Source organism: Vibrio sp. 10N.261.52.C11 (assembly GCF_041471405.1).
GTDB lineage: Bacteria > Pseudomonadota > Gammaproteobacteria > Enterobacterales > Vibrionaceae > Vibrio > Vibrio crassostreae_C.
Map to the genome: position 1 here is coordinate 40,632 of NZ_JBFROI010000021.1, position 16,796 is coordinate 57,427.

Consider the following 16,796-nt stretch of genomic DNA (forward strand, 5'->3'; position numbering starts at 1 on the left):
AGCCCAAGCACGAAAATTCTGCACTACTAATATATCGCAAACCAAATCTCAACCTCTTTCGGTTTGACGAGCACCTCTTTTTGGTTATGTAGCACAGTGCATATCTTTTGATCTTGATGCATATCATCCGAACTGTACGAAATTTTGATACCTTGACCGAAATCCATAATCAAAACAAATAATAAAGTCAGTCAGCTATGAAATTAAGTAACGCGAATAACTTAGTCAGAGATCTGCAATCAGGCGTGACTGAAATAAGCCAAGTCGTTGGTGTGATTCGTGATGTATCAGAACAAACGAACTTGTTAGCGCTCAACGCAGAAATAGAAGCGGCACGTGCAGGAGAGCAAGGCAGAGGATTCGCAGTGGTTGCTGATGAAGTTCGAAATCTTGCTAGCCGCACTCAAAATTCAACTAACGAAGTGCAATCCACGATTGAGAAACTGACTCAACAAGCAGAACGTACCTTTGAGGCAATGCAAAGCAGTAACGAGAAGGTTGACCACAGCGTTGTCGCGTCTAACGAAACTCGCCAACAACTCGATGTGATTGTGAATGAACTGCATAACGCTAACGACATGGTCGCGCAGATCGCCGCGGCCTCGGAACAGCAAAGCACGGTAGCCACTAAAATGAGTGAAAGTGTCACTGGTATTCATCTCGCTGCAAATGAAGTGCTGCAGGCCTCACAATCGCTCGCAGAAGACAGTCAGAAAATGGCGAACACCACAGAGCACCTTACTGAGCAATTGAAATACTTTAAGGTTTAGCCTAAATACAACTGAGCTGAAGATAAAAAGCCCATAAAAAACACCTCCGCACTTGAGATAAGTTCGGAGGTGTTTTTATTTATGGTTAGTCATTTGCTATAAGAAACTAACGTCAAAAGCATCAAGCCTAATGCGCTGCCACTGAAATCTTCGGTGGGTTGATGTTGTGCTTCTTAAACTCTTTCATCACACGCAGGGTAATGTCGGTTTCAAACAGCTTCTCATACGCAGTATCCACAACATAAGCCTTACAGGTTAGCTGTATCGCTAGGTAGTTATCGGTAATCGTCTGTTTAACCAAAACCGTGACAGGCTTCGGTAAGTGGATGTAACGACTCGAAGACGCAGCTTCTTGAATTAAGTCACGGGCTAGGGTGATGTCTTCATCCATACCGACGTAAAACGGAATCACCACCTGCATGTCCAACGCACCGTAGTTACCACTGGTGGTCACTTCATTTAAGAACTTGTTGTTAGGAATGGTAATGATGTCATCGTTCAGCGTTCTCATTCGCACTGAACGCAAACCGATGGTAATGATATCTCCGTAGTTGCCTTCGAACGTGACGCGGTCACCAACTTGAAAGGGTCTATCAATCATTACCGTGATGCCCGCGATGAATGAAGCTGCCAAATCTTTAAGCGCAAAGCCGACTGACACGGCGAGGGTACCACCAATCAAAGCCAGTATTTGGTCGTTGATTCTAAAGCTCATCATGAACACGATAAGACCGGTGCTCACATAGATGAAGAACTGAGTAAACGACTGCAGTTTTTGTAGTAGCATTCGATATTGCACGAACTGACTACCAAAGCTGGTCACTAACGAGTTGATGAACTTAAGCAATAACCACATCGCAGCAATAACGATCATGGAGAAGAACACGCCGCTCCATCGCACAAGGCTCGCTATTTTAGAGATGTTTTCTACGTTAGCTAACTCTTCCGTCGCAAAGGTCGGGAAACTGACAGCACTTGCCAAGCCAACAAATAGTAGGATAAATAACTTCTTCATTTTACTTCACCAGTAGATGTTGACGGTCGAGAACGTTCGTAATATGGCGGAACCAGTGCTCAGAAATCCGAGCCTTTTCTTCATGCCAACCAATATAACCACGGCTTTCAAAGTAACGCAGAATCCCCGTTATCTCTGCCGTGCTCAGCTGTGTACATTCAGACAATACTTCCGGAGAAGCGATTTCCAGTTGTACGATAGAACGAAGTACAGCCAGCATAGGTTTTGGCATGTTTTCTAGTTCTTGTGCTTCTGGAACATGGAACAAGCGCACCACGGCTTGATCGGTATCTTTGTTTCGATTCAATGAGAGTCGGAAGAAGCGCAACGCAACGGTAGGGTTACCATCAGAGTAATGCCACAAGATTCGGTAGAAGCCTTGGCGTGCACGTTCTTCTTCACTCATATCATCTTGGTCCCATTGCTTAGGGACTACTAAACCATCAAACGATAACGGCTTCTCAAGCTCCGTATTAATACGGCTATTTAGAAGCTCACCGACTTGTTTCTCTGTCCAACGCGGAAGGAAACACACCAAGTCAAACAGCAAACGTTCGCCACGCGCTCGATCGACAAACCGCCAGCTTGATTTGGCGATCGATATCACGACACGGTGGTTCTTTTTAGAACGACGCAGTAGATTGGTTAAACGTATCAGATCAGACAAGCCGCCAACCATTGGCTTAACTAGACGTTGTGCATTATCGATCGCAATCAAGTACGTGGTCTTGCTTTTACGAAGGTGAGCCAAGATCTGAATCTCAGTCGCTTTTTCTTCCAAGCCGATGCTCACCGCTAGATGCGCTAACAGCTCTTGATAACCAGCGTAAGGGCAACTTACGTAGACAGGTTCAGCGTTAGAGACTTTGTGCAGCAGGGTATAAAGCAGCGTTGTTGCGCCCACACCACGTTCACCTGAAACAATACAGATAGCAGGGCTGTCTGACATCAAGTAGCGAGACAGTTGCTTAACCTCATCACCGGCGTAATCAATCAGCGTGCTGTCGATATTACCCGGAAGAATGTATTCATAGGTTTGATCGCCTTTGATTCGAACCAAGTTTTGCTGATTCTTGTCAAGGTCAGACTGCTTAGCCACTTCAATTCTAAACAGGTACGCCAAAGCTTGGCTAAACAGTGTGTAATTAGACAGTAAGGCCATGATGCGGTGTTGGAAGTTGTAAACACTCAACCATACGATGCCAATGGCCGTCGCCAATATATTAAGTAAGAAGGTATCCTTGCGGTTTACTGCCCAGTTCACCCATACCGGACGATCAGAGATGTGTTGCAGCGTATCGAAGACTTTCGCACGCCATAATCTAAGCACTGAAATGGTAACCAGTACAAACCAGAAAAATAGGGCGCTGTAGATCCAGCTATAGATAGTGCCTTTGCCTAGCGTGATACTCGATATTTGCAAAGTCACACCCGCAACAATGAAGCTCCAAACATAACGGCGAATGGTCGATAGGCGCAGCGCAATCACTTCTTGATTAGATGTGCGGCCCAAACGATACGCAAATTCCAAAATAAAGCTGATAGCAATCGAACCACCTAGAATCCACCAAGTGAAGATCTCAAGGAAAATCAGGTGTTGCAGGCTAGGGATGCTGGAGAGCACTCTTAGAGAAAGCGTAATCGCAATTAACCAAGCAATCGCACGATCAGCGCGGCTGATGTACCAGATCACACGTACTAAAAATGGAGGGTTCGTTTTCGCTTCAAGAAAATTAATTCTTAACAACTCAATCAAACGAGTGCTGTTGGCAAGCCACCACACTAAACCGAAGTAGATGAATAACACTTTTAGTGAGGCACCAATCACTGGCACTGGCGAAATAAAGATGTCTTTAACAAGCGCTTTAAAGCTACGAATTTGGAAATAAACAAGATACTCAATGTTGAGCTTGGTTAATTCCCACTCTTGCTTAAATTGAGTTACGCCGTAGGGGCCAAAACCCGTTAGGCGCTCTTTATTAGCGGAATTCGTCTGCTCTAACAGGTGTTGCTTGCTCACATTCAAGCTATTCAAAGTGACGTAACTGGTTTGAACGGCAAACCATTGATCGGCGTCGTTGTTCGCTCTGTAGGCTTTTATCTGTTGCTCGAAGGTTTTGATTTCCTGCTTTTGAACTTGTAGCACTTCAGCGAGCAATATATTGACTTGGCGTCTGTCCGACGGTTCCATAAAGAGGGGGTCGGGTAACGAATCAATTCGATCATCGAGATCAACAGCAGAATCGGATACCTGCGGCTGAGATTGTAAGTCATATTCCAAGTTGGCATGACTAGGCCAAGAGAGAATGGCCAAAGTGAGGATTAAGAAGCGCGATAGTGAACGCATAAAAGTCTCTTAGAATTATGAGGTTAGGATTACTATAGTTAGATAATCTGACTTTGTGAAATCCAACCCCGTGTCGGGGGCGAGTACTTTATTCCTGTTTCGAGCGATTTTGTCATGAAATTGTCAGGGATTAGGCTAGTATTTGAGCATCTTTATTATGTCTTCTGTTGCGTTGATCGGGTTGGCTTTTACTGTGACCAATCAGCATACGATATATTCAATGGTTGGCATGATTTGGGACGTTATATACCGCCCATTATGGTGCGCTGTTCGATATTTTGTTTTTCCTTAAAATCGACGGTTTTACGGCGATAAATAGAAAACCAAAAATGTGAGTCAGTTCAAACTATGATTTGGCTAGGTTATCACTCACTTAATGGCCAGTAATTGCAATCAATACTTGCAGTTAAAGCCCTGAACAAGTAACGTTGCGGCGTTTTTCACATTAAAAAGGTAATGGCATTGATCTCCACAGCAAATATCACCCAACAATTCGGCGCTAAGCCACTTTTCGAAAATATTTCAGTTAAGTTCGGCGAAGGCAACCGCTACGGTTTAATCGGCGCGAATGGCTGTGGTAAATCGACGTTCATGAAGATCCTATCTGGTGAACTTGAGCCAAGTGCTGGTAACGTAAGCTACGATCCAAACGAGCGCGTTGCTAAGCTAAACCAAGACCAGTTTGCTTACGAAGAATTCACGGTAATCGACACGGTTATCATGGGTCACAAAGAGCTTTGGGCTATTAAGCAAGAGCGTGACCGCATTTACTCTTTGCCAGAAATGAGCGAAGAAGACGGCATGAAAGTGGCTGACCTTGAAGTTCAGTTCGCTGAAATGGACGGTTACATGGCAGAAGCTAAAGCTGGTGAGCTTCTTCTAGCGGTAGGTATTGAAGAATCAATGCACTTCGGTCTGATGAGCGAAGTAGCACCGGGTTGGAAACTTCGTGTTCTATTGTCTCAAGTACTGTTTGCAGACCCGCATATCATGCTTCTTGACGAACCAACGAACAACCTGGACATGGACACCATCAAGTGGTTGGAAGACACGCTAAACCAACGTAACTGCACAATGATCATCATTTCGCACGACCGTCACTTCCTAAACTCTGTTTGTACACACATGGCTGACCTTGATTACGGCGAACTTCGTCTATTCCCAGGTAACTACGATGAGTACATGACGGCTGCGACTCAAGCTCGTGAGCGTCTACTGTCTGACAACGCTAAGAAGAAAGCACAAATTGCTGAACTTCAAACGTTCGTATCTCGTTTCTCTGCTAACGCATCTAAAGCGAAGCAAGCAACGTCACGTGCTAAGCAGATCGATAAGATCCAACTAGACGAAGTTAAAGCGTCTAGCCGTCAAAACCCATTCATCCGTTTCGAACAGTCTAAAGAGCTATTCCGTAACGCACTTGTGGTTGAAAACCTATCTCAAGGTTTTGAAGAAGACCTATACAACAAGTTCGACGGTATTTTCGAAGTAGGTGAGCGTGTTGCTATCATCGGTGAGAACGGTGTGGGTAAAACAACACTACTTAACACACTAGCTGGCGCTCTTGAGCCTCGCACAGGTGAGTACAAGTGGTCTGAAAACTCAAACATCGGTTACTACGCTCAAGATCACGCACACGATTTCGAGACAGACATGAACTTGTTTGATTGGATGAGCCAATGGCGCCAAGAAGGCGAAGACGAGCAAGTTGTTCGTGGCTTCCTAGGTCGTATGCTATTTGGTCAAGACGACATTAAGAAATCTGTAAAGGTTATCTCTGGTGGTGAGCAAGGTCGTATGCTTCTTGGTAAGATCATGATGCATAAACCAAACATCCTGCTAATGGATGAGCCAACAAACCACATGGATATGGAATCTATCGAAGCGCTTAACTTGGCTCTTGAGAACTACAAAGGCACATTGTTCTTCGTATCTCACGACCGTGTATTCGTAGACTCGCTTGCAACTCGTATCCTTGAAATCAAAGATGGCAAGATCAACGATTTCCGCGGTACTTACGCTGAGTTCTTGAAAGCACGCGGCTAAGCTTTAAGTTAGCCTTAGTTTTCAACTCTATGCGTTGGAAATTAAGCTATAAATTGAAAATTAAAAACGCCGTCATACTAAAAAGCATGACGGCGTTTTTGTATCTAGCTAAGTTTCTATGTATTTATCCTTGATGGGTCACTAACTATTTACATCAGAACTTTACAATTAGAAGCGGTTAGTGAATCACCAATCAAACCTACGCTTTTTTCCGACTGCTGATTATTCACCTTTCACATCAAAGTCAATCTTGTCTGCACCCGTGAACACTTGGAAGCGTAAACCTTTAGCGCGAGCAATCGTAGTGATGCCGAACTTCTGCGCTAAATCTAAGCCCATTTGTGTAACGCCAGAGCGTGACAGTAGAACAGGGATTCCCATCTGCGCAACCTTAATCACCATCTCAGACGTTAAACGGCCTGTGGTGTAGAAGATCTTATCTTCACCTGTCTCTTTGTTAAGCCACATCTCACCAGCCAATGTATCAACGGCATTGTGTCGGCCAACATCTTCAACAAACGATAGAACCTTGTCGTCTTTGCAAACAGCACAGCCATGAACCGCACCCGCTTTCTTGTAGGTGTCGTTATAATGAGTCAGCGCTTCTAGAGCCGTATAGATTTCAGATTGCTTAATCTTGGTTTGAGGCACTTGGTAATCTTCCAATTGCTTCATCACGTTGCCATACATGGTACCTTGGCCACAGCCAGAGGTAACTGTCTTCTTCTTAAGCGCTTGCTCAAGTTGGCTCGTATCTTCTTTGGTGATAACCGCTGCTGAGCTGGTTTCCCAGTCGATGATGATTGATTCAACGGCTTCTGGATCAGAAAGGAAGCTTTGGTTTTTCAAATAACCCAAGACTAATGCTTCCGGGCGTGAACCCAATGTCATTAGAGTTACGATCTCTTTCCAGTTCAACATAACGGTAAGAGGGCGCTCGCACGCAATTTGTTTCGTTAGCTTTTCGCCATATTCATCAAACACTTCAACTTCGATGGTCTGAAGTGGGTTTTCACTGGTTTTTATTATGTTTGGTTTTACCACAGTCACGTCCTACTTAATGAGATAGCGATTATAAGGGATAAGAAGTTAGGCAAGAGTCATCATACGACTCTTTAGAATACATGCGTTCTCTGTCACTTAGTCAGTCTTAGCTTTAACTCAAGCATTTAGCAATTCTCATTCCAAAATAGCGGCTATTCGAGAAAACATGAAGCATTCGATTAAAATAGCGCAAAATATGAGAGTTCACCGAGACTAACTGTCTCAAACCAGCGCGATCGACTAACGTTATAGGGGTAACTTTACGACAAACGCACTAAAGACGGAGCAGGACTTAAAATGTATTGGCGTGTTTATTGCTTTGTAGAGGGTATATGATTATGCGAAGTACAAAATGTCCTACGTACGATCAGAATAAAGAAAATAAATTGGGTGCAGTATGTCTGAGATAAAAGAATTCCAAGAACACTACGAAAAAACAGAATCAGCTTGGCCAATAGGTGTCCAAAGAATAGAGAAAGAGATCAAAACTGGCATTTGGGTAACAACTCAATGGGAACTCATCGGTTTTGAATTATCACCTGAACATGAAACCCCAGACGTATGTTCGCTTCAGTTGCACAAAGACGAGCGTACAGACTATCGTTTCAACCTAAGCTCTCAGCAACCTAAGCTTTTCTTAGTGATGGATAATGTCGATTCAGGCGTTAAGCCCGTCATTCAGTTACTTACAGCATCACAAACCGTTGCAGGGCAATACATGGACGGTGACAACCAAGTCCTTTCATACGACATTCCGTTACCTGTACAAGCTTGGATGGAAGCGTTCATCGGTCGTCATGGTGAGTTATTAGAAGCAAGACGTAAGAAACGTAAAGGCGCGGGTCGATCAAATGGCAACTAACTTTTTTAGCCGTTGGTCTCAACGAAAGCTTGATGAATCAACCGACCAACCTTTAGAAGCGCAACAAACGCTTGAGGAAACTGAGCTTACTTCCGCAAAGACTTCGTTTGCTGCTTCATCTATAGACGCAGAAACATCGGAGTCATTAGAGCGTGATACTTTAGAAAATGGTGCTTTAGAAAATGAGTCTCCAGAACACAATGAAGACGCTCACGCTGTCGATTCTCAAGCTATTGACTCTCAGGAGATAGCATCAGAAACGACTGAAGACTTGTCTGTTGCTCAATTATTGGTGTCAGAAGCTTCAGAAAGCGTAAAAAAAGCGGCATTGCGTAAATTATTCCTCTCAGAAGAATTCAACGTTCGTGATGGTTTAGATGATTACGACGACGATTACAGTAATTTGAAGTCTCTTTCTGAAGGGGTTGCGGAAACCTTGCGTGATTGGGTTAAAGACAAAACGGAAGAAGAAACTGCGCCAGAAGAAGAGCAAATCATTGATAATAAAGACGAAGGTGAAGTTTTAGAAAATTCTGAAAGCGATCTTGAGGTATCTGATAATAAACTTGAAACGTCAGAAAGTGCCGAAATAACCGAACAAGAAAAAGAACTGTATAAAAACACAGTGTCGGATAATAACGCTACAATGTCAGACGAAGCAGACCTGAAAGAGGTGGGACAAAATATACCACACAAAGAATAGGTACATTTTGACTAAACACTCAATGAACCGCTTGCGACAAAATGTCCCAAGCGGTTTTTTTATACGCACAATAAACGTTATATAGGATTAAATCACTGAAATATAAGGCATATTAAATTGGCATGGCATTTGCAAAATAACGTTCATTATCAACTTTTTTGTAGATAGACGAATTCATAGTCTGACGAGCGGGACACTGGCTAAAGGGTTAGTTGTTAACGGATTACTCAGCAAGTTCTCTATCGCTTACTACAATGAAGGTTGAACAGATTATCCATGTCCAAAGATGGAACTGAGCAATGCTTAAACAATTATTAGAACAAGCAACTTCAAATAACGCTAAAGCAAGACTGTATGCATTTGAAAATACAGTTGAGTTAACAAATCTGATTCCACCTACTGTTAGCTACGAAAGCGGCGGTAATACTCTTGTTATTGGTCCAACTGCGATCATTGAAAGTGCTGCGGCTCAATTACCTCAATTGACGAGCCTAACCTTATTGTCAACAGATGGCGAAAAGGGCACAAACCCAGAACTGTACTTCGCGAATTCGGTTCAAGTATCCGGTTTCCTTGGCACGTTTGAAGTTGTGATTGAGAGTAAAGGCACATCAAGCAACTTGGCGAAAATCGCGATTAATCATGACTGTTTTGATGTGGTTTTGGACTTATGTCTGAATAGCTGCATGACTGAAGAAGTGCCTGTTCCTGGTTATTACCCAGTAGGTCGTGGTTATCCAAAACTGGCTGAAGCGTTAGAAGAAATTCCAACGCTTATGGGCACGTTTGATAAGCCTAAGTTCTTCCGTTTGGACACAGACCTATGTGCACACAGTTCTCGTGGTGTTAAAGGTTGTGAGCGTTGTGTTGATGCTTGTCCTGCTGGTGCACTTTCAAGTGAAGGCTCAGATAAGACGGGTCATAAGATCGAGATTAACCCTTACCTATGTCAAGGCGTGGGTACTTGTGCAACGAGCTGTCCGACAGAAGCTATCTCTTACGCATTACCTAACCCTGACGATACTCAAAAATTCATTGAACGTACGCTAGCTAACTACGAGCAAGCGGGTGGTCTGGATCCAATCGTACTTATCTGTAGCTCACGTCATGAGACTTACAACGTGATGGCTCTTAAAGCGCTACCAGATAACGTGATTCCAATTGTCGTAGAAGAACTGCCATCTATTGGTATCGATACTTGGTTTGCAGCTTTAGTTAATGGCGCAACTCAGGTTCTATTTGCGGCTTCTCGCTTTATGCCAGAGACGATCATTCGTGTTCTGAATAACGAAGTAGGAATTGCACAAGAATTACTTGATCAAATCGGCGTTCCAAAAGAAACCATCGATATCCTGTATTTAGAGTCGCTACGTGAAGGGCCTCCAACACTGTGCGTTGATTCATTCGACCTAGCACTTGGCGACCTTCAAGGTAATAAGCGTCAGCGTCTATTTACTGCTCTTGATGCGATGTCTTCTTCTCGTATTCCTGTTGAGAACATTGTTGAGCTTCCTTCGAATGCGCCATACGGCACGGTTTCGTGTGAAAGCAAAGATTGTACGTTATGCATGAGTTGTGTGGCTGTGTGTCCGACACGTGCGCTTCATACCGACGGCGCGTCTCCATCACTTAAGTTTGTAGAACAAGACTGTATTCAATGTGGCTTGTGTGAAAAAGCATGTCCTGAAAATGTTCTGACTCTAACGCCTCGCATGAATTGGGTTAAAGAAGAGCGTCAGAAGGCTGTTGTAATTCATGAAGAGAAAGCAGCGGAATGTATTCGTTGTCATAAGCCATTCGCACCTCAGTCTATGATTGACATGTTACAGAACAAGTTACGCGGTCACTCTCACTTTTCAGATGAAGCAGCGATTAATCGTATTGCTATGTGTGAAGACTGCCGTGTGGTGGATATGTTCGATTCAATGGCTCAAGACCCATTGAAACAATTGAAATACTAGGAGTTAGCCTTGGAAACGAATTTGGATCAGGCACAAGAACAGACACTAAGAACTGAGATCTATTTGGTTCTATCCGCACTGTTTCGCAGCGCACCTTCTGAAGAGGTGATCGACTTTCTAAAAACACTCGATATTGAAGCGTCTGAAAGCGCAATGCAAAAGGCTTGGATTGCCATTCAACAAGCGGCAACAGAATCAAACCGTGAAGCTCTTGAAGACGAATATCAAGATTTGTTCATCGGTATTGGGCGTGGAGAAGTCGTTCCATTTGGTTCTTGGCATCGCACTGGCGCCATGATGGAAAAACCATTGGCAGAGATTCGTCATGACTTAGAGCTTTTAGGCATTGAGCGTGACGATCAAGTGAAAGAGCCGGAAGATCATATCGCAGCACTGTGTGAAGTGATGGCGATGCTAACGGCTGAAGAAGAAGCACTGCAACAGGCGGTATTCAATAAGCACCTTGGCCCTTGGTTTAACTCTTTCACGCGTCAGCTTGAAGGGGCAGAAAGCGCGAACTTCTACAAATCGGCCGCTCAACTGTGTGAAGCATTCTTAACGTTAGAACAAGTGCGTTTTAGCGTGAATACAAAAAGCAGTAAGCACAAATTAAAGATTGATGTGAAAAACGTCACTGATTACGAGTAATCGAGCAGTACGCGATTATATCGATAGAGGGGCATTAAGCCTCCAAAAAAAGATCTACCGTAAGGTAAGGAAGCAATGATGAAAGATAATAAAGATATAAATACAAGCCGTAGGGATCTACTCAAAGGCTTGACGACTGCAGCCGTTGCTGGTGCCGTTGTCGCTGGTACAACTAAAGTGGCAACCGCTTCAGAAACTGTTGAAATTTCGAAAGAAGACGTGAAGAAGACAGGGTATCGTGAGACGCAACACATTCGCGATTACTACGACACACTTTAGGAGATAACGGATGAAACTTGTCAAACGCTCCGATAGTGTGAGCAAAGAAACCAATCAGCTAGGTGTGTCTCGACGTGCCTTCATGAAAAACACTTCATTAGCTGCTGGTGGCGCAGTGGTAGGCGCAAGTCTATTTGCACCAGGTATGATGAAGAAAGCACAGGCTAAATCAGTCGATCCAGAAGCGAAAACAGAAGTGAAACGTACTATCTGTTCTCACTGTTCTGTGGGTTGTGGTATCTACGCTGAAGTTCAAAATGGCGTATGGACAGGTCAAGAGCCTGCATTCGATCACCCATTCAACGCTGGTGGACACTGTGCGAAAGGTGCAGCACTTCGTGAGCACGGCCATGGTGAACGTCGTCTTAAGTACCCAATGAAATTGGAAGGCGGTAAGTGGAAGAAGCTTTCTTGGGAACAAGCGATTGAAGAGATCGGTAACAAAGCGCTAGAACTTCGTAAAGAGTCTGGCCCTGATTCAGTTTACTTCCTAGGTAGTGCGAAACACAGTAACGAGCAAGCTTATGCATTCCGTAAGATGGCTTCGCTTTGGGGCACCAACAACGTTGACCACCAAGCACGTATTTGTCACTCAACCACAGTAGCCGGTGTTGCGAACACTTGGGGTTACGGTGCAATGACAAACTCGTTCAATGACATGCACAACTGTAAATCGATGCTGTTCATTGGTTCAAACCCAGCAGAAGCTCACCCAGTAGCGATGCAACACATCTTGATCGCGAAAGAGAAGAACAACTGTAAGATCGTTGTTGCGGATCCTCGTCGTACGCGTACTGCTGCGAAATCAGATCACTACGTTTCTCTTCGTCCAGGTTCTGACGTTGCGTTTATCTGGGGTGTGTTATGGCACGTCTTTGCAAACCAATGGGAAGACAAAGAGTTCATTAAACAACGTGTATTCGGCATGGACGAGATCCGTGAAGAAGTCGCGAAGTGGAGCCCAGCTGAAGTTGAGCGCGTTACTGGCGTAAGTGAACAAGACGTATACCACACCGCGAAACTACTTTCTGAAAACCGTCCGGGTTGTATCGTTTGGTGTATGGGTGGTACTCAGCACACGACTGGTAACAACAACACACGCGCTTACTGTGTACTTGAGCTTGCGCTAGGCAACATCGGTAAATCAGGCGGCGGTGCAAACATCTTCCGTGGTCACGATAACGTACAGGGCGCAACTGACCTTGGCGTACTGTCAGACACACTTCCAGGCTACTACGGCTTGTCTGAAGGTTCTTGGCGTCACTGGTCAAAAGTTTGGGATATCGACTTTGACTGGGTGAAAGGCCGTTTCGACGACAACGCATACGGCGGTCAAAAACCAATGAACAGTGCAGGTATTCCTGTATCTCGTTGGGTTGATGGCGTACTTGAAGACAAAGACAAGATTCGCCAACGCGAAAACATCCGTGCCATGTTCTACTGGGGTCACGCGGTGAACTCTCAGACTCGTGGTCCAGAGATGAAAAAAGCGATGCAGAAGCTGGATATGATGGTTATTGTTGACCCATACCCAACGGTTGCAGCGGTAATGAATGATCGTACCGACGGCGTTTACCTGCTACCAGCAACGACTCAGTTTGAAACCTACGGCAGTGTAACGGCGTCAAACCGTTCTCTACAGTGGCGTGACAAGGTTGTTGATCCTCTATTCGAATCTAAACCTGACCACGAAATCATGTACCTGCTTTCTAAGAAGCTTGGTTTCTCTGATCAGCTGTTCAAAAACATCCGTGTTGAGAACAACCAACCACTGATTGAAGATATTACACGTGAATTCAACAAAGGTATGTGGACAATCGGCTACACAGGCCAAAGCCCTGAGCGTTTGAAAGAACACCAACAGAATTGGCACACATTCCACAAAACGTCTCTAGAAGCAGAAGGCGGTCCAGCAAATGGCGAGACTTACGGTCTACCTTGGCCATGTTGGGGCACACCAGAGATGAAACATCCGGGTACACACATCCTTTACGATACGTCTAAGACGGTTGCTGAAGGTGGTGGTAACTTCCGTACTCGTTTTGGTGTTGAGTTTGAAGGTCAAAGCCTACTGGCAGAAGACAGCTACTCGAAAGGCTGTGAGATCAAAGACGGCTACCCAGAGTTCAGTGACAAACTACTGAAACAACTGGGTTGGTGGGATGATCTAACTGCAGAAGAGAAAGCGGCTGCTGAAGGCAAAAACTGGAAGACTGACGTTTCAGGTGGTATCCAACGTGTGGCAATTAAACACGGCTGTATCCCATTTGGTAATGCGAAAGCACGTGCGATTGTTTGGACATTCCCAGACCGTGTACCACTGCACCGTGAGCCACTTTACACGCCACGTCGCGACCTAGTTGCTGATTACCCAACGTGGGACGACAAAGAAGCTATCTTCCGTGTTCCTACGCTTTACAAGTCGATTCAAGAGCAAGACAAATCTGGCGAATACCCGATTATCCTGACCTCTGGTCGTTTGGTTGAGTACGAAGGTGGTGGTGAAGAAACCCGTTCTAACCCTTGGCTAGCAGAACTACAGCAAGAGATGTTTGTTGAAGTGAACCCGAAAGATGCAAACGACATCGGCTTTAAAGACGGTGACGATGTTTGGGTTGAGGGTGCAGAGAAGGGCCGTATTAAGGTGAAAGCGATGGTTACACGTCGTGTGAAACCGGGTCTGGCATTCATCCCATTCCACTTCGGTGGTAAGTTCCAAGGCGAAGATTTGCGTTCTAAATACCCAGAAGGCACTGATCCTTACGTTATTGGTGAAGCTGCTAACACAGCAACCACATACGGTTACGACCCTGTCACGTTGATGCAGGAAACGAAAGTAACCCTTTGTAATATTCGTAAAGCGTAAGGAGTCTTAAAATGGCTAGAATGAAATTTCTTTGTGACACCAAGCGTTGTATCGAATGTAACGGTTGTGTCACTGCATGTAAGAATGAAAATGATGATGCTCTGGAATGGGGTATTCAACGTCGTCGCGTTGTGACACTGAACGATGGCGAACCAGGTGAAAACTCTATCTCAGTAGCGTGTATGCACTGTACTGATGCCCCTTGTATGGCAGTTTGCCCGGCAGACTGTTTTGAACATACGGAAGACGGCATCGTACTTCACAATAAAGATCTGTGTATCGGTTGTGGTTACTGCTTGTTTGCTTGTCCGTTTGGCGCACCTCAATTTCCTAAACAGGAAGCCTTTGGTGAGCGCGGTAAAATGGACAAATGTACCTTCTGTGCTGGCGGCCCAGAAACAGAGCCAGGTTCTGTGGAAGAACGTCAGAAGTACGGTGCGAACCGTATTGCTGAAGGCAAGCTACCAATGTGTGCTTCTTTATGTTCGACCAAAGCACTGCTAGCGGGTGATGCAGAGAAAGTCTCTGATGTATTCCGCCAGCGTGTTGTTGAACGTGGTGCGAAGGGTGCAGGCTGGACAGACGGCAATGACCTTTCTTACGATGCGATGAAGAGCTAGTTAGGAGAGACATATGCTTACAATGTTTAAGCGTCTCTTCCTTGTTGTGCTGCCAATGTTGGCAGCACTAACAATGCTGTCTCCTTTGAGTCATGCATCTGAGACGAACTCATCACAAACTCAATCGAGCTCTGCTGAAAGAGAAATCACACAACTTGCTGGCGCTGATTTTTGGCGACAAGTAAGAAACGGTGAAGAAGGTTACACCACATCTCAATCGGCTGAGCACGGTGTGTTGATCAGTACCCCAGGTCAAGCGTGGTACATATTGAAAGAGAAGTGGATGTCACCAGCCGGTGCTGTCGCTATCTTTGGCAGTATTGCTTTCGTTACTCTAATGTACGTTGTGATTGGCCCATTAATGCTGAGTGCGCCAAGAACAGGCCGCAAGATCAAACGTTGGTCTCGACTAGACCGTGCCTTGCACTGGAGTATGGCGTTTACCTTCTTAACACTGGCGTTCAGTGGTTTGATGTTGGTTTACGGTAAGCACTTCTTGAAGCCGTACATTCCAACAGACCTTTGGGGCTTCATCGTTCTATTGGCGAAGCAATACCACAACTACATCGGCCCGATTTTCTATGTGCTGTTGATGGCTGTTCTCATCAAGTGGTGGCGCAAGTCTATTTTCAAGATGGTCGATGTACAGTGGTTCATGAAACTGGGTGGTATGGTCGGGAAACATAAAGGTTCTCATCCATCTGCAGAGTTTTCGAACGCGGGTGAAAAAGCACTGTTCTGGCTATTGATTGTTATGGGTAGTGTGGCTGCGATCAGTGGCTTGGTTTTAGACTTCCCAATCTTCGGTCAAACCCGTCGAGATATGGAGCTCTCAAACCTAGTCCACATGTTGGCTGCTTTGATCCTTATCTGTGGTTTCGTGTTCCACATCTACATCGGCTTGTTCGGTATGGAAGGGGCACTAGAAGGCATGGTAACAGGCGAAGTTGATGAGACTTGGGCTAAAGAGCACCATGATCTTTGGTACAAAGAAGTGATGGAACAAGAAAAAAACGGCGTTGAACAAAGCGCTAACGCAGCAACAGAGAAAACGGAAGGGGTGAATAAGAATGAACAAACCTCATAAAGGTATTTGGGTCGCTTACATACTAAGCTGCTTTACGCCATTTACTTGTCTTCTCTCTGGTGTGGTTGCCATCATCTACGCGGGCTATCGTTTAGATAAAGGCGAAGATGGTGAAGTAGTGGATACCCATTACTACGGCTTGATTCGCTCGTTCTTCTTGAACTTGACGTTCTTTGTTGTACTTATCGTGACAGTAGCGACCTCTAATGGCGTGTTGATCGGTGTGAACGATTACTGGTATCAAAATCATATTATCGATGACATCGCTTACTACATACCGTATGTAGGCATGTTGTTCGGTGGTGTTGCGATTGTGGTTTGGTTTATTCGTATGTATCAAGGTATGCAGCGTTTAAGTCAAAACCTACCGCAAAACCCGACAACAGGTCCAAACTTGTAGTCGAGTATCGGCTCACTAGATAGCGAATTATCTAGCACAATAGTCCTTTTGAAAGCCCAATGATTTCGGTCATTGGGCTTTTTGTTTCTAATCAGCAACGAAACTTAATGAAGCATAGTATTGACCGCTTCAATATGGTGCAACTCCC

The 16,796-nt window shown here is 44.8% G+C and carries 13 protein-coding genes and 1 pseudogene; 11 read left to right on the forward strand and 3 right to left on the reverse strand.

Features of this window, described 5'->3' with window-relative positions; translation table 11 throughout:
• Positions 1–206 precede the first annotated feature (206 nt).
• Positions 207–770, forward strand: a pseudogene (locus AB4323_RS07785) (methyl-accepting chemotaxis protein); the annotation flags it as partial.
• Positions 771–897: 127 nt separating this feature from the next.
• Here AB4323_RS07785 and AB4323_RS07790 read toward each other — a convergent pair.
• Positions 898–1,785, reverse strand: coding sequence for a mechanosensitive ion channel family protein (locus tag AB4323_RS07790; RefSeq protein ID WP_017063876.1), 888 nt, complete (start codon positions 1,783–1,785; stop codon positions 898–900).
• A gap of 1 nt (position 1,786) precedes the next feature.
• The gene (locus AB4323_RS07795; RefSeq protein ID WP_372152104.1) at positions 1,787–4,132 is read right to left on the reverse strand and encodes an ATP-binding protein; all 2,346 of its coding nucleotides are present in this window, start codon (positions 4,130–4,132) and stop codon (positions 1,787–1,789) included.
• 462 nt (positions 4,133–4,594) lie between these two features.
• On the opposite strand from AB4323_RS07795, the gene AB4323_RS07800 reads away from it, so the two are divergent.
• A complete protein-coding gene (locus AB4323_RS07800) occupies positions 4,595–6,178 on the forward strand; it encodes an ABC-F family ATPase (protein ID WP_009846736.1) in 1,584 nt (527 codons plus the stop codon).
• 222 nt (positions 6,179–6,400) lie between these two features.
• On the opposite strand, the gene AB4323_RS07805 is transcribed toward AB4323_RS07800, so the two are convergent.
• A complete protein-coding gene (locus AB4323_RS07805) occupies positions 6,401–7,222 on the reverse strand; it encodes a formate dehydrogenase accessory sulfurtransferase FdhD (RefSeq protein ID WP_017068189.1) in 822 nt (273 codons plus the stop codon).
• A 397-nt stretch (positions 7,223–7,619) separates the two neighbouring features.
• On the opposite strand from AB4323_RS07805, the gene AB4323_RS07810 reads away from it, so the two are divergent.
• The 9 genes from AB4323_RS07810 (at position 7,620) to AB4323_RS07850 (ending at position 16,648) form a co-directional block, all read left to right on the forward strand.
• On the forward strand, positions 7,620–8,084 hold the full coding sequence (locus AB4323_RS07810; RefSeq protein ID WP_136974282.1) for a DUF3305 domain-containing protein: 465 nt from the start codon (positions 7,620–7,622) through the stop codon (positions 8,082–8,084).
• Positions 8,074–8,787, forward strand: coding sequence for a DUF3306 domain-containing protein (locus AB4323_RS07815; RefSeq protein WP_372150160.1), 714 nt, complete (start codon positions 8,074–8,076; stop codon positions 8,785–8,787). The genes AB4323_RS07810 and AB4323_RS07815 overlap by 11 nt, the downstream gene beginning before the upstream one ends.
• Positions 8,788–9,086: 299 nt before the next feature.
• On the forward strand, positions 9,087–10,748 hold the full coding sequence (locus tag AB4323_RS07820; protein WP_372152106.1) for a 4Fe-4S dicluster domain-containing protein: 1,662 nt from the start codon (positions 9,087–9,089) through the stop codon (positions 10,746–10,748).
• A gap of 9 nt (positions 10,749–10,757) precedes the next feature.
• Positions 10,758–11,396: a molecular chaperone gene (locus AB4323_RS07825; RefSeq protein WP_017059621.1), complete on the forward strand. Its 639-nt coding sequence runs from the start codon at positions 10,758–10,760 to the stop codon at positions 11,394–11,396.
• 78 nt (positions 11,397–11,474) lie between these two features.
• The gene (locus AB4323_RS07830) at positions 11,475–11,675 is read left to right on the forward strand and encodes a twin-arginine translocation signal domain-containing protein (protein WP_008217926.1); all 201 of its coding nucleotides are present in this window, start codon (positions 11,475–11,477) and stop codon (positions 11,673–11,675) included.
• Between the two features lie 10 nt (positions 11,676–11,685).
• Positions 11,686–14,541 (forward strand): formate dehydrogenase subunit alpha, encoded by a 2,856-nt coding sequence (locus tag AB4323_RS07835; RefSeq protein ID WP_017059622.1) that lies wholly within the window; start codon positions 11,686–11,688, stop codon positions 14,539–14,541.
• 11 nt (positions 14,542–14,552) lie between these two features.
• A complete protein-coding gene (fdh3B, locus tag AB4323_RS07840; RefSeq protein ID WP_004733723.1) occupies positions 14,553–15,161 on the forward strand; it encodes a formate dehydrogenase FDH3 subunit beta in 609 nt (202 codons plus the stop codon).
• Positions 15,162–15,174: 13 nt separating this feature from the next.
• Complete coding sequence (locus AB4323_RS07845; protein ID WP_102333340.1) at positions 15,175–16,248, forward strand: formate dehydrogenase subunit gamma; 1,074 nt, start codon at positions 15,175–15,177, stop codon at positions 16,246–16,248.
• Positions 16,232–16,648, forward strand: a complete 417-nt coding sequence (locus AB4323_RS07850; RefSeq protein WP_017059624.1) for a hypothetical protein — start codon at positions 16,232–16,234, stop codon at positions 16,646–16,648. Before AB4323_RS07845 ends, AB4323_RS07850 begins: the two co-directional genes overlap by 17 nt.
• Positions 16,649–16,796 lie beyond the last annotated feature (148 nt).

Excerpts from the sequence above, each read along its gene's own strand:
- AB4323_RS07810 (WP_136974282.1), top strand. The coding sequence starts at position 7,620 with ATGTCTGAGATAAAAGAATTCCAAGAACACTACGAAAAAACAGAATCA.
- AB4323_RS07815 (WP_372150160.1), top strand. The coding sequence starts at position 8,074 with ATGGCAACTAACTTTTTTAGCCGTTGGTCTCAACGAAAGCTTGATGAA.
- AB4323_RS07790 (WP_017063876.1), bottom strand. The coding sequence starts at position 1,785 with ATGAAGAAGTTATTTATCCTACTATTTGTTGGCTTGGCAAGTGCTGTC.
- AB4323_RS07820 (WP_372152106.1), top strand. The coding sequence starts at position 9,087 with ATGCTTAAACAATTATTAGAACAAGCAACTTCAAATAACGCTAAAGCA.
- AB4323_RS07845 (WP_102333340.1), top strand. The coding sequence starts at position 15,175 with ATGCTTACAATGTTTAAGCGTCTCTTCCTTGTTGTGCTGCCAATGTTG.
- AB4323_RS07830 (WP_008217926.1), top strand. The coding sequence starts at position 11,475 with ATGAAAGATAATAAAGATATAAATACAAGCCGTAGGGATCTACTCAAA.
- AB4323_RS07795 (WP_372152104.1), bottom strand. The coding sequence starts at position 4,132 with ATGCGTTCACTATCGCGCTTCTTAATCCTCACTTTGGCCATTCTCTCT.
- fdh3B (WP_004733723.1), top strand. The coding sequence starts at position 14,553 with ATGGCTAGAATGAAATTTCTTTGTGACACCAAGCGTTGTATCGAATGT.
- AB4323_RS07835 (WP_017059622.1), top strand. The coding sequence starts at position 11,686 with ATGAAACTTGTCAAACGCTCCGATAGTGTGAGCAAAGAAACCAATCAG.
- AB4323_RS07850 (WP_017059624.1), top strand. The coding sequence starts at position 16,232 with ATGAACAAACCTCATAAAGGTATTTGGGTCGCTTACATACTAAGCTGC.